Raw genomic sequence first — 22,353 nt, forward strand, 5'->3', positions numbered from 1 at the left:
CGCGGAACCTGCGCGCAGGTCGATTGTCACCCGGCGCGCGCGGTCAAGGGCCGCTGGTCACGCCGGATTTGCGCCGGGGGATGCCCAGGCGCTGGCGGCGTTCCCACAGGCACTTGCGGCTGATGCCGAGCTTGCGCGCCAGTTCGGTCTCGGTCATGTGGTCCTGGTGCTCGAGCACGAAGTGCTGGAAATAGTCCTCCAGCGACAGGTCTTCGGTGGGCTCGTGGCTGTTGCTGCTGCTCTGCCCGGCAGCCGCTGGCAGGCCGAAGTCGTCGTCCAGGTCGTCCAGCTCGATATCGATGCCCAGCAGGTCGGCGGAGATTTCCGCGCCCTCGCAGAGGATCACCGCACGCTCGATGGCGTTCTCCAGCTCGCGCACGTTGCCCGGCCAGGGGTAGTGACGGATGGCCTGCTCGGCATCCTGGGCGAAGCGCAGCGGCTCGCGGCCCATGCGCGTGCACTGGCGTGCGAGGAAGGCCTGGGCGATTTCGCTGACGTCGCTGCCGCGCTCGCGCAGGGCGGGCAGCTTGAGGGCGATGACGTGCAGGCGGTAGTAGAGGTCTTCGCGGAACTGGCCGGTCTTGGCCAGGGTCTTGAGGTCGCGGTGGGTGGCGGCGATCAGGCGCACGTCTACCTTCTGCGACTGCACCGAGCCGACCCGGCGAATCTCGCCTTCCTGCAGCACGCGCAGCAGGCGCGCCTGGGCCTCCAGCGGCAGTTCGCCGATCTCGTCGAGGAACAGCGTGCCGCCATCGGCCGCCTCAACCAGGCCAGCGCGACCGGCGCTGGCACCGGTGAAGGCGCCCTTCTCGTGGCCGAACAGCTCGGATTCGATCAGGGTTTCCGGAATCGCCGCGCAGTTGACCGAGATCAGCGGCGCCTTGGCGCGCTTGGACAGGTTGTGCAGGGCGCGGGCGACCAGCTCCTTGCCGGTGCCGGACTCGCCCTGCACCAGCACGTTGGAGTCGGTGGGAGCGACCTTGCGGATCTTGCCGTAGAGCTCCTGCATGGCGGCGCAGGAACCGATGATGCCGATTTCGCCGTTGGCGTTGTCCACGACCTTTTCGCTGCCACCGTTACGTGGGCTGCTGGCGCTGACCGCGGCGGGCGCGCTCTTGGCTTCCTGGCGATCGCGCAGGATACGCGCCACGGCCTGGAGCATCTCGTCGTGGTCGAAGGGCTTGGCGATATAGTCGACCGCGCCCATCTTCATCGAGTCCACCGCCGAGCGCAGGCTGGCGTAGCTGGTCATGATCAGCACCGGGGTGCCCTCGGCCAGTTTGATCAACTCGGTGCCGGGCGCGCCGGGCAGGCGCAGGTCGCTGACGATCAGGTCGAAGCCGGGAATGCCGTAGCGTTCCTGGGCTTCCTGTACCGAGCCGGCTTCGCTGACCTGGTACTGGTTGCGCTCGAGCAGGCGGCGCAAGGCAGAGCGGATAATGGTTTCGTCTTCGACGATAAGAATATGTGGCATCAATTCGGTCTCTCGACGGTCTCTGGTCGCTAGTTACATCGCTACGGACGTCGCCTCGACATGCCTTGGCAGGGTGACCCGAATACGAGTGCCGAGTTGGCGCTCGGGGTCGGCCGGGCTGTCGATTGTTATCTGCCCATAATGCTCTTCCACGATCGAATAGACCAGCGCGAGGCCCAGCCCGGTGCCCTCGCCGGGGTCCTTGGTGGTGAAGAACGGCTCGAACAGGCGGTCGATGATCGCCTTGGGAATGCCGCTGCCTTCGTCCTCGACGATCAGGTCGACGGTGTGTTCGCTGGCCTCGCTGCGCACGCGAATGGCGCCGCCGGGCGGCGAGGCGTCGCGGGCATTGGACAGCAGGTTGATCAGCACCTGGGCCAGGCGCTGCGGATCGCCCTCGGCCCAGTGCTGCGGGTCGCAGAGGTTGTAGAACTGGATGTCGAAGTTGCGCTTGTTCAGCGACAGCAGGCCGATGGCGTCCTGCGCCACGTCGGCCAGGCACACCGGCTCCTCGCTGCGCTGGTGGCTGCCGGAGTGGGCGAAGCTCATCAGCGACTGGACGATGCGCGACACGCGCTTGGTCTGCTCGAGAATCTGCCCGCTGATCTCGATCAGCTCGGGGTCGCTTTCGCGCTCCTCGCGCAGGTTCTGCGCCAGGCAGGCGATGCCGGTGATCGGGTTGCCGATCTCGTGGGCCACCCCGGCGGCCAGGCGGCCGATGCTGGCCAGGCGCTCGGAGTGCACCAGCTTGTCTTCCAGCAGCTGGGTTTCGGTGAGGTCCTCGACCAGCAGCACCAGGCCGCTGTTGCCCGGCGCCAGCGGCTCGTCGATGGCGGCCTTGTGCAGGTTGAGCCAGCGGATCTGTCCGTCGACGGCCAGGTGCTGCTTGTGCAGGTGCTGGTCGGGCAGTTCGATGAAGGTCTGCAGCAGGCCCTGCCAGGGCTCGGCCAGCGCCGACAGGCGCGAGCCGACGATGCGCTGCGCGGGAATCTCGGTGAGTTCCTCCATGGCCCGGTTCCACATCAGGATCTCCTGATCCTTGGCCAGCGAGCAGACGCCCATCGGCAGTTCCTGCAGGGTCTGGCGGTGGTAGCGGCGCAGCGCGTCGAGCTCGGCGGCCAGGCCGGTGAGGCGCGACTGGTAGTCCTCCAGGCGGCTCTCGATGAAGTGGATATCCTCGGTGACGTAGCCCTCGCTGCCGGACTTGTAGGGCAGGAAGGTCTCGACTATGTCCTGCGCCACGCTGGGGCCCATCAGCCCGGAGAGGTTGGCCTCGATGCGGTCGCGCAGGCGGCGCAGGGCATAGGGGCGGCTCTCGTCGAACGGCAGGTGCAGGTCGCGCAGGGCCTGTTCCACCTCGCGCTGGGCGGTCTTGGCGCCGAGCGGCTTGGCCAGCTGGGCGGCGAACTCCTGCGGCGACACCGCCACCAGCTCGCGGCGTTGCGGGCGGCGCACGTTGTCCACCGCGCAGGCCTCGGCGGCGCTCTTTTCCTCGGGGCTGGCCTCGGTGAACAGCGACACCAGGGTGAACACCAGCACGTTGGCCGCCAGCGAGGCGATGGCCGCCAGGTGCCAGCTGGCATCGTCGAGCACGTAGATGACGTTGAACAGCGGCAGGTAGAAGCCTTCCAGGTTGCCCAGCAGCGGCAGCAGCATGGTCAGCGCCCAGACGCCGATGCCGGCCAGCAGTCCGGCAAGAAAGCCGCGGCGGTTGGCGGTCGGCCAGTACAGCACCGAGAGCACGCCGGGGAGGAACTGCAGGGTGGCGACGAATGCGACTATGCCCAGGTTGGCCAGGTCCTGCTGGGCGCCGAGCAGCAGGTAGAAGCCGTAGCCGGCCATGATGATGAAGGCGATCAGCGCGCGCCGCGTCCATTTCAGCCAGCGGTAGATATTGCCCTCGGCCGGCGGCTGGTACAGCGGCAGCACCAGGTGGTTGAGCGCCATGCCCGACAGCGCCAGGGTGCTGACGATGATCAGCCCGCTGGAGGCCGACAGGCCGCCGACGTAGGCCAGCAGCGCCAGCGCCTCGCTGTTCACCGCAATGCCCAGCCCCAGGGTGAAGTACTCCGGGTTGGTGGTGGCGCCGAGCTTGAGTCCGGCCCAGAGGATCAGCGGCACCGCCAGGCTCATCAGCAGCAAAAACAGCGGCAGGCCCCAGCTGGCGCTGACCATGGCGCGCGGGTTGAGGTTTTCGGTGAAGGTCATGTGGTACATGTGCGGCATGACGATGGCCGAGGCGAAGAACACCAGCAGCAGGGTGCGCCAGGGGCCTTCCTGCAGCGGCGTGTGCAGGGTCGCCAGTGCGGCCTGGTTCTGCACCAGCCACATCTCCAGCTCGCGCGGGCCGCCGAACACCTGGTACAGCGCGTACCAGCCGATCACGCCTAGCGCCACCAGCTTGACCAGCGACTCGAAGGCGATGGCGAAGACCAGGCCTTCGTGCTTCTCGCGGGTGGCGATATGGCGGGCGCCGAACAGGATGGTGAACAGGATGATCAGCCCGCAGTAGCTCAGCGCGACCTTCTCCTGCAGCGGCTCGCGGCTGAGGATGCCGATGGAGTCGGCCACCGCCTGGATCTGCAGGGCCAGCAGCGGCAGCACGCCGATCAGCATGAACAGGGTGGTCAGCACCCCGGCCCAGGTGCTGCGAAAGCGGAAGGCGAACAGGTCGGCCAGCGACGACAGCTGGTAGGTGCGGGTGATGCGCAGGATCGGGTAGAGCAGCACCGGCGCCAGCAGAAAGGCGCCGGACACCCCCAGGTAGCTGGCGAGGAAGCCATAACCGTACTGGTAGGCCAGGCCCACCGTGCCGTAGAAGGCCCAGGCGCTGGCGTAGACGCCCAGCGACAGGGTGTAGGTCAGCGGATGGCGGATGATCCAGCGCGGAATCAGGCCGTGTTCGCTGACCCAGGCGACGCCGAACAGGATCAACAGGTAGCCGGCGCTGATCAGGATCAGCTCGCTCAGGCTAAAGCTCGTCAGCATCGCGTTGGCTCTGCGAATGGGAATAAGGGGGAGCGCTCGAGGGGCTCCGGTTCGAGTCAGAGTTCATCGGCATCGCGTTGGCTCTGCAAGATGAAGGTGACGACGATCAGGATCAGCCACAGCAGGTAGGGCCGGTACCAGGCGCCATTGGGGTCGATCCACCAGTCCATGATGGCCGGGGAGAACAGGTAGATCCCCACCACCAGGATCAGAACCAATCGGTAGATATACATGCGGCATCTCGTCGGGGGATGCGGCGATGGTAAAGGAAGGCGCGCGGTGCAAGCCACAAACTTGAGGCCGTATGTAGGCTGCGCCGCGCGCACCTTCTATGAAGACCGGGCATACGGCCTCGGTGCGCGTAGCGCAGCCTACGCGGTTGTCAGCGCAGCTGCGCCTCGGCCAGGGTGCGGCTGCGCGGAATGCGGCTGGCGTCCCAGTGGGCGATGCCCCAGGCCAGCAGCTCGGCGGGCGCGGCGCCCTGCAACTCGGCGGGCGCTTGCTGGCCCAGGGCGCGCAAGGCGCGCAGCAGCAGGGGACTGGCCTGTTCGGCAGGCAGCGGCGGCGAGCGGTAGCTCTTGCCCAGCTTGTGGCCGTCGGGCTGGATGATCAGCGGCACGTGCAGGTAGCGCGGCTGCGGCAGCCCGAGCAGTTCCTGCAGGTAGAGCTGGCGCGGCGTGGAGTCGAGCAGGTCGGCGCCGCGTACCACGTCGGTCACCCCCTGCCAGGCGTCGTCCAGCACCACGGCGAGCTGGTAGGCGAACAGGCCGTCGCGGCGGCGGATGACGAAATCGCCCACCTCGCGTCCCAGCTGCTGGCCGAACTCGCCCTGCACGCGGTCGACGAAGCGGTATTCCAGCTGCGGCACGCGCAGGCGGATGGCGGCGCCATGCTCGGCGTGGCCGGCATCGCGGCAGGTGCCGGGGTAGATACCGCCGTACCCGGCCAACTGCTTGCGCGAGCAGGTGCAGGCATAGGCCAGGCCCTGAGCCAGCAGCCGCTCGATCACCGCGGCGTACTCGGCATGTCGATCGCGCTGGTACACCAGCTCGCCGTCCCAGGCGAAACCGTAGGTTTCCAGGGTGCGCAGGATGGCGTCCTGGGCGCCGGGCACTTCCCGCGGCGGGTCGAGGTCTTCCATGCGCAGCAGCCAGCGACCGCCGGCGGCGCGGGCGTCGAGGTAGGAAGCGAGGGCGGCGACCAGCGAGCCGAAGTGCAGGTAGCCGCTGGGGGTGGGGGCGAAGCGCCCGATATAGGAGTCGTTCATCGCTGGCGCAGCGTGAAGGGCAGAAACAGAGCGGGGCGCCTAGGCGCCCCGTCGTCGGTTCAGGAACCGATCTGCTTTTCCTTGATTTCCGCCAGGGTCTTGCAGTCGATGCACAGGGTGGCGGTGGGGCGGGCTTCGAGGCGGCGGATGCCGATTTCCACGCCGCAGGAGTCGCACCAGCCGTAGTCGTTGTCTTCGATCAGCTGCAGGGTCTCGTCGATCTTCTTGATCAGCTTGCGCTCGCGGTCGCGGGCGCGCAGTTCCAGGCTGAACTCTTCTTCCTGGCTGGCGCGGTCGGCCGGATCGGGGAAGTTGGCCGCTTCGTCCTGCATATGGTGCACGGTACGGTCGACTTCCTGCATCAGCTCCAGCTTCCACTTGTTGAGGATGCCGGTGAAGTGAGCGCGCATCGGCTCGCTCATGTATTCCTCGCCCTTCTTCTCTTCGTAGGGCTGGAAACCGCGAACCAGCTGGCTAGTGCTCTTTGCTTTTTCTTTGGTGGGCATGGATGACCGCCTCTCACTCTCTCGAATCCACTGCGCAGGTTATGTCCATTGCCGATCCGAACTCGGCCCTGCGGCTGCAAGCGGGCGAACTTACCAGATCGAATCGGGGTGCGCTACTCCCGGTTGTCCATGGTTTGCCGCCCTCGTACACAAAAGCTCGAAGCCCATCCGTGGTTTTGTCGAGCCCTGCTAGAATCCGCGCCTCGAAACCTCGCAAGGCAGGCCCATGGCTCAGCTCTACAGTGCGCGCAGTCGCGCCATCGAACCCTTTCACGTCATGGCCTTGCTGGCGCGGGCCAACGAACTGCAGGCCGCCGGCCACGATGTCATCCACCTGGAAATCGGCGAGCCGGATTTCACCACTGCCGCGCCCATAGTCGAGGCCGGCCAGGCGGCGCTGGCCGCCGGCCACACTCGCTACACCGCGGCGCGCGGTGTGCCGGCCCTGCGCCAGGCCATCGCCGACTTCTACGGTGCGCGACATCGGCTAAGCATAGACCCTGAACGCATCCTCATTACCCCCGGTGGCTCCGGCGCGCTGTTGCTGGCCGCGAGCCTGCTGGTCGACCCGGGCAAGCACTGGCTGCTGGCCGACCCCGGTTACCCCTGCAACCGCCATTTCCTGCGCCTGGTGGAAGGTGCCGCGCAACTGGTGCCGGTCGGCCCCGAGGTGCGTTACCAGCTGACCCCGCAACTGGTGGAGCGGCATTGGGATTCGGACAGCGTCGGCGCGCTGGTCGCCTCGCCGGCCAACCCTACCGGCACCCTGCTGCACAAGGACGAGATGGCGGCGCTGGCCGCCTGCCTCAAGCAGCGTGGCGGCCATCTGGTGGTGGACGAGATCTACCACGGCCTGACCTACGGCTGTGACGCTGCCAGCGTGCTGGAAGTGGACGACGAGGCCTTCGTGCTCAACAGTTTCTCCAAATATTTCGGCATGACCGGCTGGCGCCTCGGCTGGCTGGTGGCGCCGGAAAACGCGGTGCCCGAGCTGGAGAAACTGGCGCAGAACCTCTACATCAGTGCGCCGTCCATGGCCCAGCATGCCGCGCTGGCCTGTTTCCAGCCGGCCACCCTGGCGATTCTCGAAGAGCGCCGCCACGAGTTCCAGCGCCGCCGCGACTACCTGCTGCCGGCGCTGCGCGAGCTGGGCTTCGGTATCGCCGTGGAGCCTGAAGGCGCCTTCTATCTATACGCGGACATCTCGGCCTTCGGCGGCGACGCCTTCGCCTTCTGTCGCCACTTCATCGAGACCGAGTACGTGGCCTTCACCCCGGGGTTGGATTTCGGCCGCCACCAGGCCGGCCATCATGTGCGCTTCGCCTATACGCAGAACCTCGAGCGCCTGGAGCAGGCGGTCGAGCGCATCGCCCGCGGCTTGAGCAGCTGGAACCCCGATGCGCTTTGATCCGCCACTGGAGGAGGGGCGGCTGCTGCGCCGCTACAAGCGCTTTCTCGCCGATATCGAGAGCGTCAGCGGCGAGGCGCTGACCATCCACTGCGCCAACACCGGCTCGATGCTCAACTGCATGAGCGCGGGCTGCCGGGTGTGGTTCAGCCGCAGCAACGACCCCAAACGCAAGCTGCCGGGTAGCTGGGAGCTGAGCGAAACGCCACAGGGGCGCCTGGCCTGCATCAATACCGCGCGGGCCAATTCGCTGGTGGAGGAGGCGCTGCGCGCCGGGCTGATCGCCGAGCTGGCCGGTTTCGTTGCGCTCAAGCGCGAGGTGCCCTACGGGGTGGAGAACAGCCGCGCCGATTTTCGCCTGGATTACCCCGACGGCCCGGCCTATGTCGAGGTCAAGAGCGTGACCCTGGGTTTCCCCGACACGGACGTGGCGGCCTTTCCCGATGCGGTGACCGCGCGCGGCGCCAGGCACCTGCGCGAGCTGGCCGCGCTGGCGCGTGCCGGGGTGCGCACGGTGCAGCTTTACTGCGTGAACCTGTCCGGTATTCGCGCTGTGCGCGCCGCCGAGGAGATCGACCCGGCCTACGCCGCCGGCCTGCGCGAGGCCAGGGCGGCCGGCGTGGAAGTGCTGGCCTACGGCGCCGAGATCAGCCCCGCAGGTATCGCCCTGATGCGCAGGCTGGAGGTGTTGGCGTAGGCCGGACATGGTGCAGCCTTGTCTGGCACGGGAATGTGGCGACGGTGGACAAGCCTGCGGCATGTCCACCCTAGGCCTCTATCCAGATACCTTCGGCGTCCTCGCGGCACTCGATGGCCTGCAGCGCCTGCCCGGCGCAGGGCCCGGCGACGCATTCGCCGGAGTCGATCAGAAACAGCGCGCCGTGGGTGGCGCACTGGATCAGGCTGCCGCTGTCGTCGAGAAAGCGGTCCGCCTGCCACTCCAGCGGCACGCCGCGGTGCGGGCAGCGATTGAGGTAGGCATGCACGCGGCCGTCCTTGCGCACGGCGAGCAGGTTCAACTGGTCGAGCAGAAAGCCCCGGCTCTGGCCTTCGGCCAGCTCGCTCGGGGCGCATAGGCGGATCATCGCGGTCTCCGTTTCAGGTGGCGCGATTATCCCGCAGGAAGAAAGGGGGCGCATCCCTGCGCCAAGCAGAACCGCAGAACTGCCAGGACGCCGGGGCGCGTAAGCTGCGCCCTGGCTTGCTGTAGTAGTGGCCGCCGGTTGCCAGTAGACGATGCTTTCCGCCCAGTCGAGCGCGCCGCTGGCGTCCCGGGCCTGGAAGCGATGGTCGAACGACAGGCGCTGGCGCTCGTTGCTTTCGCGGGCGTCGTGTGAGCGGGGCAGGTGGCCGTGCCCTGGTTGATGCGGCTGTCGATGTCCTCTTCGCGCTCCAAGCGCTCGGCGGTCAGGCCCAGGCGGTGGCCGCCCTGCAGCTGCTGCAGCGGCTAGCAGGCGCTGTCCAGCGAGGCGCTGCTGGCGCTAGACCCGACCCTGCAGGTCGGCGGCCTCGGCTCGCGCGTGCCGGATGGGCTGGCGATGCTGGCCGCGGGCTTTTATCCTGCCAGCCAACCTCAGACCGCCGAAGCCCAGCGCCAGCCATGACTCCCACCCTTCAACCACGCCCATTGTTCATCGCCCTGGGCCTGTTGCTCGTACTCGCACTCTGGCTGTCGCTGGCCCTGGGGCCGGTCAGCCTGGCGCTGGGCGATACCCTGCGGGCGGCCTTGCGCCTGCTCGGTCTGCCCCTGGCCGGCGACGCGGCGGTCGAGCAGGCCGAGCTGATCCTGGCGCAGATCCGCATGCCGCGTACCCTGCTCGGGCTGACGGTGGGCATGGTCCTGGCCTTGTGCGGGGTGGCCATGCAGGGGCTGTTCCGCAACCCGCTGGCCGATCCCGGCCTGGTCGGCGTGTCCAGCGGCGCGGCGCTGGGGGCGGCGCTCGCGATAGTTGGCGGCGCCGCGTTCGGCGGCCTGCCGGAGGCCTTCGCCCCCTATCTGCTGTCCGCTTGCGCCTTCGTCGGCGGCCTGCTGGTCACCGCCCTGGTCTACCGCCTGGGGCGGCGCGACGGGCAGACCAGCGTCGCCACCATGCTGCTGGCCGGCATCGCCCTCACCGCCCTGGCGGGGGCGGCCATCGGCCTGTTCACCTACCTCGCCGACGACGCCACCCTGCGCACCCTGACCTTCTGGAACCTGGGCAGCCTCAACGGCGCCAGCTACGCCCGGCTCTGGCCGCTGCTGCTGGCCACCGCGGCGGTGGCGCTGTGGTTGCCGCGTCGCGCGCGTGCCTTGAACGCGCTGCTGCTGGGCGAATCCGAGGCGCGCCACCTGGGTTTCGAGGTGGAGCGGCTCAAGCGTGAACTGGTGTTCTGTACCGCGCTGGGCGTCGGCGCCGCGGTGGCGGCGGCCGGCCTGATCGGCTTTATCGGTTTGGTGGTGCCGCACCTGATGCGCCTGCTGGTCGGCCCCGACCATCGTCTGCTGCTGCCGGCCTCGGCGCTGGCCGGCGCCAGCCTACTGTTGTTGGCCGACCTCGCCGCGCGCCTGGTGCTGGCGCCGGCCGAGCTGCCGATTGGCATCGTCACCGCGCTGATAGGCGCGCCGTTCTTCCTTTATCTGCTGGTGCGGGGGCGGAGCTGATGCTGCGGGCCGAACAACTGGAAGTCCGCCGCGGCCAGTGCGCCGTGCTCAGTGGCATCGACCTGCAGCTGCAGGCGGGCGAGGTGCTCGGCGTGCTCGGCCCCAACGGCGCCGGCAAGAGCACCCTGCTCGCCGCCCTGGCCGGCGAGCTGCCGCCCAGCGCCGGGCGGGTGAGCCTGGATCGGCGTCCGCTCGGCGACTGGCCGGGGGCGGAGCGCGCCAGGCGCCTGGCGGTGCTGCCGCAGAGCTCGAGCCTGAATTTCGCCTTTCGCGTCGAGGAGGTCGTCGCGATGGGCCGTCTGCCCCATGCCAGCGGCCGCGCGCGCGATGCACAGATCGTCCAGGAAGCGCTGCGTGCGGCGGATGCCGCGCACCTGAGCGGACGCAGCTACCTGGCGCTGTCCGGCGGCGAGCGCCAGCGCGTGCACCTGGCGCGGGTGCTGGCGCAGCTGTGGCCGGGCGGGGCGGGGCAGATACTGCTGCTCGACGAGCCGACCTCGATGCTCGACCCGCTGCACCAGCACACCTGCCTGCAGGCCACCCGGCGTCTGGCCGAGGCCGGCGCCGCGGTGCTGGTGATCCTCCACGACCTCAACCTGGCCGCCCGTTATTGCGACCGCCTGCTGTTGCTGGAGCGGGGCAGGGCGCATGCCTTCGGCACGCCGGCCGAAGTGCTGCGCGCCGAGCCGCTGCAGGCGGTGTTCGGTCTGGAGGTGCTGGTGCAGGCTCATCCCGAGCGCGGTCATCCGTTGATCGTGGCGCGCTGACGACTCAGGGGCATCCATGCGCATCCTTCTGCTCTGCTGTCTGGTTCTGGTCGCAGCCTGTCAGTCCCGCGAGGTGCTGCCGCCGCCTGCGCCCATCGCGCCGCTGGGGCGCGAGCACGCCGACCTCGGCCGTATCCTCGAGCTGGCCAGCGGTCGCTCGATCAGCCCGCAGCAGCTGGTCGAACGGCTGGCACGGGCCGAGCGGGTGCTGGTCGGCGAGCAGCATGACAATCCCGATCACCATGCGCTGCAGCTGTGGCTGTCACGCGAGCTGGCAAAACGGCGCCCGCAGGGCAGCGTGCTGCTGGAAATGCTCACGCCCGATCAGCAGGACAAGGTCGCCGCCGCCCAGGCCGCCGCCCGCGCCGGTCGACTGCCCGGCGACCCCTTCGGCGCGCTGAGCTGGCAGCCGGGCTGGGACTGGTCGTTGTACGGACCGCTGGTGTTGCACCAGCTGCGCCAGCCCTATCCGTTGCTGGCGGCCAATCTGCAGCGCGCCGAGATTCTGCAGATCTACCGGCAGCGGCCGGCCCTGCAGGGCGAGCGCTCCGCGGCGGCGCAGGTGCAGGCCAGGCTGCTGGAGGATATCCGCGAGTCGCATTGCCAACTGCTGCCGGACAGTCAGCTGCCGGCCATGCTCGCCGTGCAGCAGCAGCGCGACCGACGCATGGCCGAGGCGCTGCTGGCGGCGCCGCAGCCCAGCCTGCTGCTGGCCGGCGCCTTCCATGTGCGCAAGGATCTGGGCGTACCGCTGCACCTGGCCGACCTCGGCGCCGGCGCGGGGCAGGCGGTGCTGATCCTCGCCGAGGTCGGCAAGCCGGTCAGCGCCGCGCAGGCCGACTACGCCTGGTTCACCGCGGCGCAGCCGCAGCAGGATCACTGCGCCAAGCTGCGACCCTAGGACCTGTCGCCGAGTCACCTGGCCAGCACGCACTCGCCGCAGGCAGTACGCCGACGGCCAATGACGGACTGTTCGCCGGCGTTCCCGAGCCCGCCCTACAGGCTTTCGCGCAGGCAAAAAAAGACCCGGCAAGAGCCGGGTCAATAACCGTGATTAGCCTGATGAGGAGATAGTCTGAAGAGTCCGACTGAATGGTCTCTTTAGCTTATCGGCTGATCTCGCGACCAGTTGAGGTAATAATAACAATTCTCATTTCATAGTCAACGGCTTTTTGAGAATTTCTCTCAGCGCCTTTTCCTGTGCCCAGAGAGGCAAAACCCCGGCGCCTGGCCGGGGTTGGTGTGCCGCGCGCGGACTCAGGACTCAGGACGCAGCCGGCTGGCGCAGCTGGGTGACTTCCTTGTTGAGCAGGTCGATGCGCCGCGCCATGCTCTCGATCAGGCTGTGGGCGATGCGCGGGTTGCTCTGCATCAGGCTGAGGAATTGCTCCTTGGGAATCACCATCACCGTGCAGGGCTCGCTGGCCACCACCGTGGCGCTGCGCTTCTCGCGGGTGAACACGGCCATGGCGCCGAAGATCTCGTCCTTCTGCACGTCGCCGACCTTCTGCCCGTCGACGTAGGCCTCGGCGTGGCCCTCGATGATGATGAACACGTGATCGGCTTCGTCGCCCTGGTGGATCAGCTCCTCGCCGGCGGCGAAGTGCTGGAAACCGGTGGCCGGGCGAATCTCCGGCTGCTTCAGGCGCGCCAGGGCGTCGGAGAGCAGGGCGGTGTGGCCGATCAGGTAGTGGATGAACTGTTCCTGGCGCTGCTCGCTGGCGTAGATGTGCTGGAACACTTCGCTGCGCGAGTAGGGAATCAGGCTGATCGGCTCCTCGCTGCTGTAGCGGCAGCTCGGCAGGTCGATGCCCTGGCGCAGGCCGACCAGGTCGCCTTCCTGCAGGTAGAACAGCGGCCGTTCGTCGACTACCGCGTGGAGCAGGCCATTCTCGATGATGAACAACTGGTTGCCCGGCAGCACCTGGGCCAGGTCCTCGACCCGTTCCAGACGCAGCGGCGCACCGACGGCCTGTAGCCCTTCCAGCAGCTGCGTGGGGATGCTCTGCAGGCGGTTGATCAGCTGATCGGCGTAGGCCGGTTGCTCCCCGAGTAAATACATAACCGTAATTCCTTGAACTGGCTGGGCTGGCTGACCACACGAAGGTCCCTGAAACAATAGGCTGCGGCGCCTTGCGCGTAAATCCTCTCGCGCTGGGGTTGTGAGCTAGCTCTTGTTGTAGCTCTGGGCTTCGTCGAGGCGGCCGTTGAGTTCGGCCTTGTGCGCCGGCGGCAGCTCGTTCCAGTGCACGTCGAGCAGGGCGCCCTCGATGGCGTAGAGCAGCACCTTGGAGGCGCGAAAACCGCGGGCGCGCACCGCACGATAGGCGCCGACCGCGCCGTAGCGACGCAGGTCGTTGGCGCTGTGGATGCCGACGGCGTGCAGCCATTGCGCCGAGGTCTTGCCCAGGTTTTTCAGGTGTTGCAGCTCGTCGTTCATCGGGCCTCCATGCATGGCGTGAGGAAGAGGTTCACGTAGGCGTGCCTGCCAAGAAGTGTAGCGGCCAATTGACAGTGCGCCGCTCGCCTTCGTCGCCCCAGGCGGCGCGCAGCGCCGGCGTCAGTTCGGCCACCGGGTCGCGGCCGTGACGCTGTTCCCAGCGTTGCACCGCCGACCAGGTGCGCAGGTAGCCGAGCAGTTGTGCTAGGTCCCAGTGCGCCGAGAGGGCGAAGGGCGGCACTGGCAGGGGCTGCAGCGGCGCCTGGATATCGCGGTAGCCGGCATCGACGCTGCCGCGGCCCGTCGGCCAGCAGCCGGCCAGGGTGCTGGCGTAGAAGTGCTCGATCAGCGGATCGAGCCGCGCATCGATGCTCATCAGGCTGTAACACCAGGCGCAGAACAGCCCGCCAGGGCGCAGCAGACGGGCGACTTCGGCGAAGAACGCGGCGTCGGCGAACCAGTGCAGGGCCTGGGCGACGACGATCAGGTCGACACTGGCGTCGGCCAGCGGCTGCCTGCGCGCATCGGCTGCCAGCAGGTGCAGGCCGGCGGCCGGGGGCGTTTGCGCCAGCTGGGCGGCGCTGGCGTCGCAGGCCAGCACCCGTTCGAAGTGGCGCAGCAGGGGAAGGCTGGCCTGGCCGTTGCCGCAGGCGATATCCAGCGCTAGGCGCCGGCCCGGGCTGTGTGCGGCCAGCCAGTCGAACAGGGCGTCCGGGTAGGCTGGGCGGAAGCTGGCGTAGGCGTCGGCGCGCGCGCCGAACAGTTGGGCGACGTCGCTCATGTCACTTGCTGCGATAGCGCAGGCGGGTGCCGAAATTCACCGACATGAGAATTTCGTCCGCGCTCAGTTCGACCGGAAAGTAGGCGCCGGAAATCTGCGCGTGGGCCAGGCTGGCGCCCTCCAGCTGGGCGTGGCGCAAATCCAGGCCGCGCAGGTCGGCGCCGCGGAAGTAGGCGTCGGTGAAGATCACCCCGGCGGCGTCCAGGCTGCGCAGGTCGAGCCCGCGAAAGTCGCCGCCGGACAGGTCGACGGCGACGTCTGTGGGTTTCTGGGCGTTGAAGGCGGCGATGTCGTCGTTGCGCAGCAGGCGATAGAGCGGGTGGTCGAGCTGGCGTGGCTGGCTCATGGGGGTTACCGGTGGCGAGTTCACCGGCAGTATAGAAGCCGCGCCGCGCTTTGCCCGGCGCGGCGTGCCAACTTGTGGTGGGCGGGACTCAGAGCCCCGGCAGACGCTGGCGAATACGTTCCACCAGGCTGTCCAGGCTGGCGCTGTCGTGGGTGTCGACGCGCTTGCTGTGGGCCAGCTCGTCGTCGTCGAGCGCCTCGCGCGTGGCCTGCTGCGCCTGGATCACCTCGAGGGTGGCGTCGGAGGGGTCGCGGCCCTCGCTCTGGCGCTGCGCCAGCCAGCCGGCGATCACCGCCTCGGGCGCCTGGCAGTCGAGGATCAGGAAGGGCGCGCCGGTCTGCTCGGCGACCTCGCTGGCGGCCCGGCGCTGCTCGGCCTTGAGGTAGGTGGCGTCGATCACCACCGGGAAGCCGGCCTGCAGCGCCTGGCGCGCCAGCTGGTGCAGGCGCGCATAGGTGGCGGCGCTGGCATCGGCGTTGTAGATGCCGTCTGCCAGCTGGCCCTGGTGGGCGGCGTCCTGCTCGCCGAACAGGCGCTTGCGCTCGACGTCGGAGCGCAGGCGGATGGTGCCCAGGGCCTCGACCAGGCGCAGCGCCACGTGACTCTTGCCGACGGCCGAGACGCCGTGGGTGATGGCCAGAAAGGGCGAGGGAATGGCGCTGTAGCTTTCCGCCAGGGCGGCGTAGGCGCGGTATTGGCGCAGGATCACCGCGCGCTGCACCGGGTCCTGCTCCTGGCCGAGGCGGAACAGCGCGACCTTGCCGCGCACCATGGCGCGGTAGGCCTTGTAGAAATTCAGCAACTGCAGCGCGGCATAGTCGCCGGTGCGCTCCAGCCAGGCGCTGACGAAGCGCCGCGACAGGCACTTGAGGCCGCGGTCTTCCAGGTCCATGGCGAGGAAGGCGGCGTCTGCGGTGACGTCGATCAGGCGGAACGGCTCGTTGAACTCGATGCAGTCGAACAGCACCACGCGGCCGTCGATCTGCGCGACGTTGCCCAGGTGGATGTCGCCGTGACACTCGCGAATGAAACCCTGCGCCTTGCGCTCGGTCAGAAGCGGCTGCAGCCGCGCGTAGCTGGACTGCGCCCAGGCTTCGAGGGCATCGAGCTGCTGCAGATCGGCCTTGTCGGCGAGCAGCGGACGGATCTGCTCGAAGTTCTGCTGCACCGGGGCCATCACCGCCTCGGCCGTGCCCAGCGGGTGGTCCTGCGGCACCCGCGGCGCGCTCAGGTGGAAGGCGGCGATCTGCTCGGCGAGCGCGTCGATATGCGCATCACCCAGCTCGCCGCGCGCCTGCACGGCGCTGAGCAGCTGCTCCTGGGGAAACTGGCGCATCTTCAGCGCGTATTCGATGGCCGGCGTGTCGCCGCCCAGCACCGGCGCCTCGGCGCTGCCGCCGATGGCCAGTACCTCCAGGTACAGGTCGTCGGTCAGGCGTTGGTTCAGGCGCAGTTCCTCCTCGCAGAAGTGCTTGCGCGCGGCGAGATCGGTGAAATCGAGGAAACCGAAGTTGACCGGTTTTTTGATCTTGTAGGCATAAGGACCAGTGAGCAAAACCCAGGAAATGTGGGTCTCAATCAGTTGAAACCCCTCCACAGGATGCGGATACAGGGCCGGGTTCTGCAATGCGGCAATCAGGGCTTGGCTCACGTTCGATCCTTGTTATAGACGCTGTTCGAGGTCGGCATTATGGCCGCTGTGAGCTGCTCTGCAAACCGTCCGGGCGGCGCTGCTGGCCCCTATGTAAAGTGCGTATAATCCCGCCATGACTCGAAAACGCTCCCCCCGCTCAAGCAAGAAATCCCGTTCCACCGGTCTGCGTCCCTGGCTCGCCTGGGGGCTCAAGCTCGGTCTGGTCGGCCTGGTGATCCTCGCCGGTTTCGCCGTTTACCTCGATGCCGTGGTGCAGGAGAAATTCTCCGGCAAGCGTTGGACGGTGCCGGCCAAGGTCTACGCGCGGCCGCTGGAGCTGTTCGTCGGCCAGAAGCTGGGCAAGGACGACTTCCTGCGCGAGCTCGACGCCCTGGGTTACCGCCGCGAGAGCTTGGCCAACGGCCCGGGCGCGGTGTCGGTGGCCGGCAACAGCATCGAGCTGCACAGCCGCGGCTTCCAGTTCTACGAGGGCGTCGAACCCTCGCAACGGGTGCGCGTGCGCTTCTCCGGCGACTACGTGGCGGGCCTGACCCAGGCCGATGGCAGCAACCTGGCGGTGGCGCGGCTGGAGCCGCTGCTGATCGGCGGGCTTTACCCGGCGCATCAGGAAGACCGCATCCTGATCAAGCTGGACCAGGTGCCGGCCTACCTGATCGATGCGCTGGTGGCGGTCGAGGACCGCGACTATTTCGATCACTTCGGTGTCTCGCCCAAGGGCATCGCCCGCGCCATGTGGATCAACGCCACCTCGGGGCGCCTGGTGCAGGGCGGCAGTACCCTGACCCAGCAGTTGGTGAAGAACTTCTACCTGACCAACGAACGCACCCTGGTGCGCAAGGCCACCGAAGCGATGATGGCGGTGCTGCTGGAGCTGCACTACGACAAGCGCGAGATCCTCGAAGCCTACATGAACGAGGTGTTCCTCGGTCAGGACGGCCAGCGCGCGGTGCACGGCTTCGGCCTGGCCAGTCAGTACTTCTTCAGCCAGCCGGTCGCCGAGCTGAAGCTGGAGCAGGTCGCGCTGCTGGTCGGCATGGTCAAGGGACCGACCTTCTACAACCCGCGGCGCAACCCCGAACGCGCGCTGGAACGACGCAACCTGGTGCTCGACCTGCTCGCCGAGCAAGGGTCGATCACCGTCGAGGAAGCCGCCGCCGCCAAGCAGAAACCCCTGGGCGTGACCGCGCGCGGCAGCATGGCCGACAGCACCTTCCCGGCCTTCCTCGACCTGGTCAAGCGCCAGCTGCGCGAGGACTACCGCGAGCAGGATCTGACCGAAGAGGGTCTGCGCATCTTCACCAGTTTCGACCCCATCCTCCAGCTCAAGGCCGAGGAGGCGCTGGCCGAGACCCTCAAGCGCCTGGCCGGGCGCAAGGGGGTGGACGAGGTGCAGGCCGGCATGGTGGTGACCAACCCGGAAACCGGCGAGGTACAGGCCCTGATCGGCAGCCGCCAGCCGCGCTTCGCCGGCTTCAACCGCGCCCTCGATGCGCTGCGGCCGATCGGCTCGCTGATCAAGCCGGCGATCTATCTGTCGGCGCTGGAGCGACCCAGCCAGTACACCCTGACCAGCTGGCTGCGGGACGAGCCGTTCTCCATCAAGGGCCAGGACGGCCAGGTGTGGAAGCCGCAGAACTATGACCGCAAGGCCCACGGCACCATCTACCTGTACCAGGGGCTGGCGCAGTCGTACAACCTGTCCACGGCCAAGCTCGGCCTGGAAATCGGCGTGCCCAACGTGCTCAAGACCCTCGAGCGACTGGGCGTCGAGCGCCAGTGGCCGGCCTATCCGTCGATGCTGTTGGGCGCCGGCGCGCTGACCCCGATGGAAGTGGCGAACATGTACCAGACCCTGGCCAACGGCGGCTTCAACACGCCGTTGCGCGGCATTCGCAGCGTGCTCACCGCCGACGGCGAGCCGCTCGGCCGCTACCCCTTCCAGATCCAGCAGCGTTTCGATCCGGGCGCCATCTACCTGGTGCAGAACGCCATGCAGCGCACCATGAGCGAAGGCACCGGGCGTTCGGTATACAGCCAGCTGCCCCGCTCGCTGACCCTGGCCGGCAAGACCGGCACCAGCAACGATTCGCGCGACAGCTGGTTCGCCGGCTTCAGCCAGGACCTGCTGGCGGTGGTCTGGCTGGGGCGTGACGACAACGGCCCGACTCCGCTGACCGGCGCCACCGGCGCCCTGCAGGTGTGGGCCGGCTTCATGCGCAAGGCCGACCCGCTGCCGCTGGACATGCCGATGCCGGACAACGTCACCCAGGCCTGGGTCGACGGCTACAGCGGCCAGGGTTCGGCTTCGGGCTGCCCGAATGCGGTGCAGATGCCTTATATTCGCGGCAGCGAGCCGCCCCCCGGGCCTGCCTGCGGCATCCAGGCGCCGGTCGAGTCGGTGATGGACTGGGTGCGCGGCTGGCTGAACTGAGGGTCGGACAGATCCGGCGTTTTCTGAAGAGGATTGCATGTGAACAACAAGTGGCTTGCCGCGATGCTGGCAACGACGGTGCTGGGCGGTTGCAGTACGGTGCCGCAGGGCTCGATTCCGGTCATTGACGCCGGTGCTCCGCTGTCGTCCGGCAGTGTCGGCGGCGCATCCCCTGGCCCGGCGGCCGCGCCGCAGCGTATCGAAGAGGATTCCGGGGTGGTGGTCATGGTCCCGCAGGGCGTCGTCTCGGCCCCGCTGCAGACCAGCCCGCAGCCCATTACCTCCAGTGGCGGGCTGACCTTCGACCCGCCGCCGGTCAGCCAGCCGGCGGTGCCGGCCCAGGGCGGTTTCAGCGCGCCCGCACCGAGCATGCCCAGCGGTATTCCCAGCGGCGGCGGCTTGGCTGCAGACGAACAGCTCGACGGCCCGGTGCTGGCGCTGTTGACCACGGCCCAGCAGCAGCAGGGCAGTGGCGACCTCAACGGCGCGTCCTCCAGTCTGGAGCGTGCCCAGCGCATCGCCCCGCGCGAGCCACAGGTGCTCTATCGCCTGGCCGAGGTGCGTCTGGCCCAGGGCGATGCGGCGCAGGCCGAGCAGTTCGCCCGCCGCGGCCTGACCTACGCCAGTGGTCGTCCGGCCTTGCAGGCCAGCCTGTGGAACCTGATCGCCCAGGCGCGGGAGCGTCAGGGCGACCCGGCCGGCGCCGCGCAGGCGCGCGAACGGGCGCGGGTGAGTCTCTGATGGAGGCCCGCGTCGCGTTGTTGGCCGAGCAATTGTTGCTGATCGAGCGCGAGTTGCGTCTGCTCGGCTGGTGGGATGAGCAGGCGCCCAGCGCCGAAGCCCTGGCCAGCCAGGAGCCGTTCTGCGTCGACAGCCTGACTTTCGAGCAGTGGCTGCAGTGGATCTTCCTGCCGCGCATGAAGCAGCTGCTCGAGGCCGACGCCGCGCTGCCGTCGGTGTCGGGGATTCAGGTCATGGCCGAGATGGTCTATCGCGAACAGCCGGGCGTTGCGCGCCGGCTGCTGGAATTGTTGGGCGAGTTCGATCGCCTGCTGACAGCTGCGCCCTGACGGGCGCACGCAGGAAGGGTCAGTTGCAGTTTTCCGCGATGGACTTCTTCAGCTCGGTGATACGTTCCTGACGCTCGTTCTCGTCGATGCGGCGCACTTCGCCTTCGTCCTCGATGCGCAGGCGCGGATTGTTCTCCAGTTGCGCCAGGTTGGTGCGGGCGCTTGCGCAGTATTGCTTGCGCTCGGCCTCCTGGGCGGCCACCTGTTCCTTGACCTTCTTGTCGATAGCCGCCTGTTCCGGGTCGAGCAGTTCCTCGACGCTGGTCGCGGGCTCGGCCGGTGCCTGGCGCGGCGGTGGAGCGGAGGTGTTGATCGCGGTGGCGGGCTGGCCCTGCGGCGGCTGCGCGCTGAAGTGGGTCACGCCCTGCGCATCCACCCACTTGTAGACCTGGCTGGCCATGGCGGTTGCGCTCAGAGCAAGCATCAAACTGCCAGTTAGAATCATGTGGCGCATGCGGTTTCCTTTCTCAAAAGCTGCGGTGCTGCCGGTTACTATAACCAAAAGCCGACAATCTTCATCCTGCGCTGCGTCACAGCGGTGGCTCGAATAATCGGTTACACATCGCTTGACTTGCCCCCGCCGAACCCGAACAATCCAGCCTTCCCCGCAGTGGAGTCCGCCGCAAGCGTCCTTCAGCTCGGGGCAAAGAGGCGCTACCCGCGCCGAACCGTGACACCCGCAACGCGTTACCTCGCGCTGGGAGGGTCAGCCCCGCAAGACCATGGGCTGCTCCGTTACTCGTCAAGCTGATGTTCCGAATCCACGATCACCGTCGTGCATGTCCGCTGACAGTAAGACCTACTTAGGGCTACCCGTTGTCGGGTGGCATACTGGCGTTCAAGAGGTGAACAACGTGGAGCTTTTATCCGGCGCTGAAATGGTCGTCCGCTTCCTGCGTGACGAAGGCGTTAAGCACATCTACGGGTACCCTGGTGGTGCTCTCCTGCATATCTACGATGCCCTGTTCAAAGAACCGGATGTGACCCACATCCTGGTTCGTCACGAACAGGCAGCGACCCATATGGCCGACGGCTATGCCCGCGCCACCGGCAAGGCCGGTGTGGTGCTGGTGACCTCCGGTCCCGGTGCGACCAATGCCATCACCGGCATCGCCACCGCCTACATGGACTCCATCCCGATGGTGGTGATCTCCGGCCAGGTGCCGAGCGCCATGGTCGGCACCGATGCCTTCCAGGAAACCGACATGATCGGTATCTCCCGGCCCATCGTGAAACACAGCTTCATGATCAAGCACCCTTCGGAAATTCCCGAAGTGATGAAGAAGGCCTTCTATCTCGCCGAATCCGGCCGTCCCGGCCCGGTGGTGGTGGACATTCCCAAGGACATGACCAACCCGGCCGAGAAGTTCGAGTACGTCTATCCGAAGAAGGTCAAGCTGCGCTCCTACAGCCCCGCGGTGCGCGGTCATTCCGGGCAGATCCGCAAGGCCGCCGAGATGCTCCTGGCCGCCAAGCGTCCGGTGATGTACTCCGGTGGCGGGGTGATCATGGGCGGCGCCGCGGCGCCGCTGACCGAGCTGGCGCAGATGCTCAACCTGCCGGTGACCAACACCCTGATGGGCCTGGGCGGCTATCCGGGCACCGACCGCCAGTTCCTCGGCATGCTCGGCATGCACGGCAGCTACACCGCCAACCTGGCGATGCACCATGCCGACGTGATTCTCGCCGTCGGCGCGCGCTTCGACGACCGGGTGATCAACGGTCCGGCCAAGTTCTGCCCGAACGCCAAGATCATCCACATCGACATCGATCCGGCCTCGATCTCCAAGACCATCAAGGCCGACATCCCGATCGTCGGTCCGGTGGATAGCGTGCTGACCGAGATGGTCGCCATCCTCAAGGAAATCGGCGAAACCCCGAACAAGGACACCGTCGCCAGCTGGTGGAAGCAGATCGACGAGTGGCGCGGCAGCGGTCGCCTGTTCCCCTACAACGAGGGCGACGGCTCGATCATCAAGCCGCAGACCGTGATCGAAGCCCTGTGCGAAGTGACCCGCGGCGACGCCTTCGTCACCTCCGATGTCGGTCAGCACCAGATGTTCGCGGCGCAGTACTACCGCTTCAACAAGCCCAATCGCTGGATCAACTCCGGCGGCCTGGGCACCATGGGCTTCGGCTTCCCGGCCGCCATGGGCGTCAAGCTGAACTTCCCGGACGCCGACGTGGCCTGCGTCACCGGCGAGGGCAGCATCCAGATGAACATTCAGGAGCTGTCGACCTGCCTGCAGTACGACCTGCCGGTGAAGATCGTCAACCTCAACAACGGTGCGTTGGGCATGGTCCGCCAGTGGCAGGACATGCAGTACAACAGCCGCTACTCGCACTCCTACATGGAGTCGCTGCCGGACTTCGTCAAGCTGGCCGAGGCCTATGGCCACGTGGGCATGCGCATCACCCAGCTCAAGGACCTCAAGCCCAAGCTGGAAGAAGCCTTCGCCCTGAAGAACCGCCTGGTGTTCCTCGACATCGCGGTGGACGACAGCGAGCACGTCTATCCGATGCAGATCAGAGACGGTGCCATGCGCGACATGTGGCTGAGCAAGACGGAGCGGACCTAAG

At 67.6% G+C, this 22,353-nt stretch carries 21 protein-coding genes; 9 read left to right on the plus strand and 12 right to left on the minus strand.

Annotated features, from left to right (window positions below; genetic code table 11):
* Nucleotides 1-43: 43 nt before the first annotated feature.
* From AC1G9C_RS04930 to dksA, 5 genes are all read right to left on the minus strand, one after another.
* Nucleotides 44-1,474: a sigma-54-dependent transcriptional regulator gene (locus AC1G9C_RS04930; RefSeq protein ID WP_480409593.1), complete on the minus strand. Its 1,431-nt coding sequence runs from the start codon at nt 1,472-1,474 to the stop codon at nt 44-46.
* 33 nt (nt 1,475-1,507) lie between these two features.
* A complete protein-coding gene (locus AC1G9C_RS04935; RefSeq protein ID WP_021441860.1) occupies nt 1,508-4,462 on the minus strand; it encodes a sensor histidine kinase in 2,955 nt (984 codons plus the stop codon).
* Nucleotides 4,463-4,518: 56 nt separating this feature from the next.
* Nucleotides 4,519-4,695 (minus strand): hypothetical protein, encoded by a 177-nt coding sequence (locus AC1G9C_RS04940; protein ID WP_003244646.1) that lies wholly within the window; start codon nt 4,693-4,695, stop codon nt 4,519-4,521.
* A 149-nt stretch (nt 4,696-4,844) separates the two neighbouring features.
* The gene (gene gluQRS / locus AC1G9C_RS04945) at nt 4,845-5,729 is read right to left on the minus strand and encodes a tRNA glutamyl-Q(34) synthetase GluQRS (RefSeq protein ID WP_480409594.1); all 885 of its coding nucleotides are present in this window, start codon (nt 5,727-5,729) and stop codon (nt 4,845-4,847) included.
* A gap of 59 nt (nt 5,730-5,788) precedes the next feature.
* Nucleotides 5,789-6,235 carry an RNA polymerase-binding protein DksA gene (dksA, locus tag AC1G9C_RS04950; protein WP_021441858.1) on the minus strand — a complete coding sequence of 149 codons (447 nt, stop codon included), beginning with the start codon at nt 6,233-6,235 and terminating at the stop codon, nt 5,789-5,791.
* A 226-nt stretch (nt 6,236-6,461) separates the two neighbouring features.
* On the opposite strand from dksA, the gene AC1G9C_RS04955 reads away from it, so the two are divergent.
* Both AC1G9C_RS04955 and sfsA read left to right on the plus strand, forming a co-directional pair.
* Entirely contained in the window at nt 6,462-7,643 is a 1,182-nt protein-coding gene (locus AC1G9C_RS04955) for a pyridoxal phosphate-dependent aminotransferase (RefSeq protein ID WP_122110177.1), read from the plus strand.
* Nucleotides 7,633-8,340 (plus strand): DNA/RNA nuclease SfsA, encoded by a 708-nt coding sequence (gene sfsA / locus AC1G9C_RS04960; RefSeq protein WP_122110178.1) that lies wholly within the window; start codon nt 7,633-7,635, stop codon nt 8,338-8,340. The genes AC1G9C_RS04955 and sfsA overlap by 11 nt, the downstream gene beginning before the upstream one ends.
* 70 nt (nt 8,341-8,410) lie before the next feature.
* Here sfsA and AC1G9C_RS04965 read toward each other — a convergent pair whose 3' ends face one another.
* On the minus strand, nt 8,411-8,728 hold the full coding sequence (locus AC1G9C_RS04965; protein WP_021445512.1) for a Rieske (2Fe-2S) protein: 318 nt from the start codon (nt 8,726-8,728) through the stop codon (nt 8,411-8,413).
* Between the two features lie 515 nt (nt 8,729-9,243).
* Here AC1G9C_RS04965 and AC1G9C_RS04970 point away from each other — a divergent pair.
* From AC1G9C_RS04970 to AC1G9C_RS04980, 3 genes are read left to right on the plus strand one after another with little or no spacing between them, the layout of a single operon-like run.
* Nucleotides 9,244-10,284, plus strand: coding sequence for a FecCD family ABC transporter permease (locus tag AC1G9C_RS04970; protein WP_480409595.1), 1,041 nt, complete (start codon nt 9,244-9,246; stop codon nt 10,282-10,284).
* A complete protein-coding gene (locus tag AC1G9C_RS04975; RefSeq protein WP_480409596.1) occupies nt 10,284-11,051 on the plus strand; it encodes a heme ABC transporter ATP-binding protein in 768 nt (255 codons plus the stop codon). The genes AC1G9C_RS04970 and AC1G9C_RS04975 overlap by 1 nt, the downstream gene beginning before the upstream one ends.
* Nucleotides 11,052-11,067: 16 nt before the next feature.
* Nucleotides 11,068-11,952 (plus strand): ChaN family lipoprotein, encoded by an 885-nt coding sequence (locus AC1G9C_RS04980; protein ID WP_480409597.1) that lies wholly within the window; start codon nt 11,068-11,070, stop codon nt 11,950-11,952.
* Nucleotides 11,953-12,315: 363 nt separating this feature from the next.
* Here AC1G9C_RS04980 and AC1G9C_RS04985 read toward each other — a convergent pair whose 3' ends face one another.
* The 5 genes from AC1G9C_RS04985 to AC1G9C_RS05005 all read right to left on the minus strand — a co-directional run bounded on the left by AC1G9C_RS04985 (nt 12,316) and on the right by AC1G9C_RS05005 (nt 16,269).
* On the minus strand, nt 12,316-13,113 hold the full coding sequence (locus AC1G9C_RS04985) for a cyclic nucleotide-binding domain-containing protein (RefSeq protein WP_021445780.1): 798 nt from the start codon (nt 13,111-13,113) through the stop codon (nt 12,316-12,318).
* Between the two features lie 105 nt (nt 13,114-13,218).
* Complete coding sequence (locus tag AC1G9C_RS04990; protein WP_021445779.1) at nt 13,219-13,491, minus strand: TfoX/Sxy family protein; 273 nt, start codon at nt 13,489-13,491, stop codon at nt 13,219-13,221.
* 31 nt (nt 13,492-13,522) lie between these two features.
* Nucleotides 13,523-14,272, minus strand: a complete 750-nt coding sequence (locus AC1G9C_RS04995) for a class I SAM-dependent methyltransferase (RefSeq protein ID WP_021445778.1) — start codon at nt 14,270-14,272, stop codon at nt 13,523-13,525.
* 1 nt (nt 14,273) lies between these two features.
* Nucleotides 14,274-14,618, minus strand: a complete 345-nt coding sequence (locus AC1G9C_RS05000) for a pentapeptide repeat-containing protein (RefSeq protein ID WP_122110183.1) — start codon at nt 14,616-14,618, stop codon at nt 14,274-14,276.
* 88 nt (nt 14,619-14,706) lie between these two features.
* Nucleotides 14,707-16,269, minus strand: a complete 1,563-nt coding sequence (locus AC1G9C_RS05005; protein WP_480409598.1) for a bifunctional aminoglycoside phosphotransferase/ATP-binding protein — start codon at nt 16,267-16,269, stop codon at nt 14,707-14,709.
* Nucleotides 16,270-16,384: 115 nt separating this feature from the next.
* Here AC1G9C_RS05005 and mrcB point away from each other — a divergent pair, with 115 nt between their 5' ends.
* From mrcB to AC1G9C_RS05020, 3 genes are all read left to right on the plus strand, one after another.
* Complete coding sequence (gene mrcB, locus AC1G9C_RS05010) at nt 16,385-18,703, plus strand: penicillin-binding protein 1B (protein WP_480409599.1); 2,319 nt, start codon at nt 16,385-16,387, stop codon at nt 18,701-18,703.
* Nucleotides 18,704-18,766: 63 nt separating this feature from the next.
* Nucleotides 18,767-19,444, plus strand: a complete 678-nt coding sequence (locus AC1G9C_RS05015) for a tetratricopeptide repeat protein (protein WP_480410387.1) — start codon at nt 18,767-18,769, stop codon at nt 19,442-19,444.
* Nucleotides 19,444-19,773: a YqcC family protein gene (locus AC1G9C_RS05020; RefSeq protein WP_021445773.1), complete on the plus strand. Its 330-nt coding sequence runs from the start codon at nt 19,444-19,446 to the stop codon at nt 19,771-19,773. Before AC1G9C_RS05015 ends, AC1G9C_RS05020 begins: the two co-directional genes overlap by 1 nt.
* Nucleotides 19,774-19,792: 19 nt before the next feature.
* Here the strand turns inward: AC1G9C_RS05020 and AC1G9C_RS05025 are convergent, their stop codons facing one another.
* The gene (locus tag AC1G9C_RS05025; protein WP_480409600.1) at nt 19,793-20,227 is read right to left on the minus strand and encodes a DUF4124 domain-containing protein; all 435 of its coding nucleotides are present in this window, start codon (nt 20,225-20,227) and stop codon (nt 19,793-19,795) included.
* A gap of 400 nt (nt 20,228-20,627) precedes the next feature.
* Between AC1G9C_RS05025 and AC1G9C_RS05030 the strand changes: the two genes are divergently transcribed.
* Nucleotides 20,628-22,352, plus strand: a complete 1,725-nt coding sequence (locus AC1G9C_RS05030) for an acetolactate synthase 3 large subunit (RefSeq protein ID WP_480409601.1) — start codon at nt 20,628-20,630, stop codon at nt 22,350-22,352.
* Nucleotide 22,353 lies beyond the last annotated feature (1 nt).

It is taken from the genome of Pseudomonas sp. ABa2 (genome assembly GCF_056676075.1).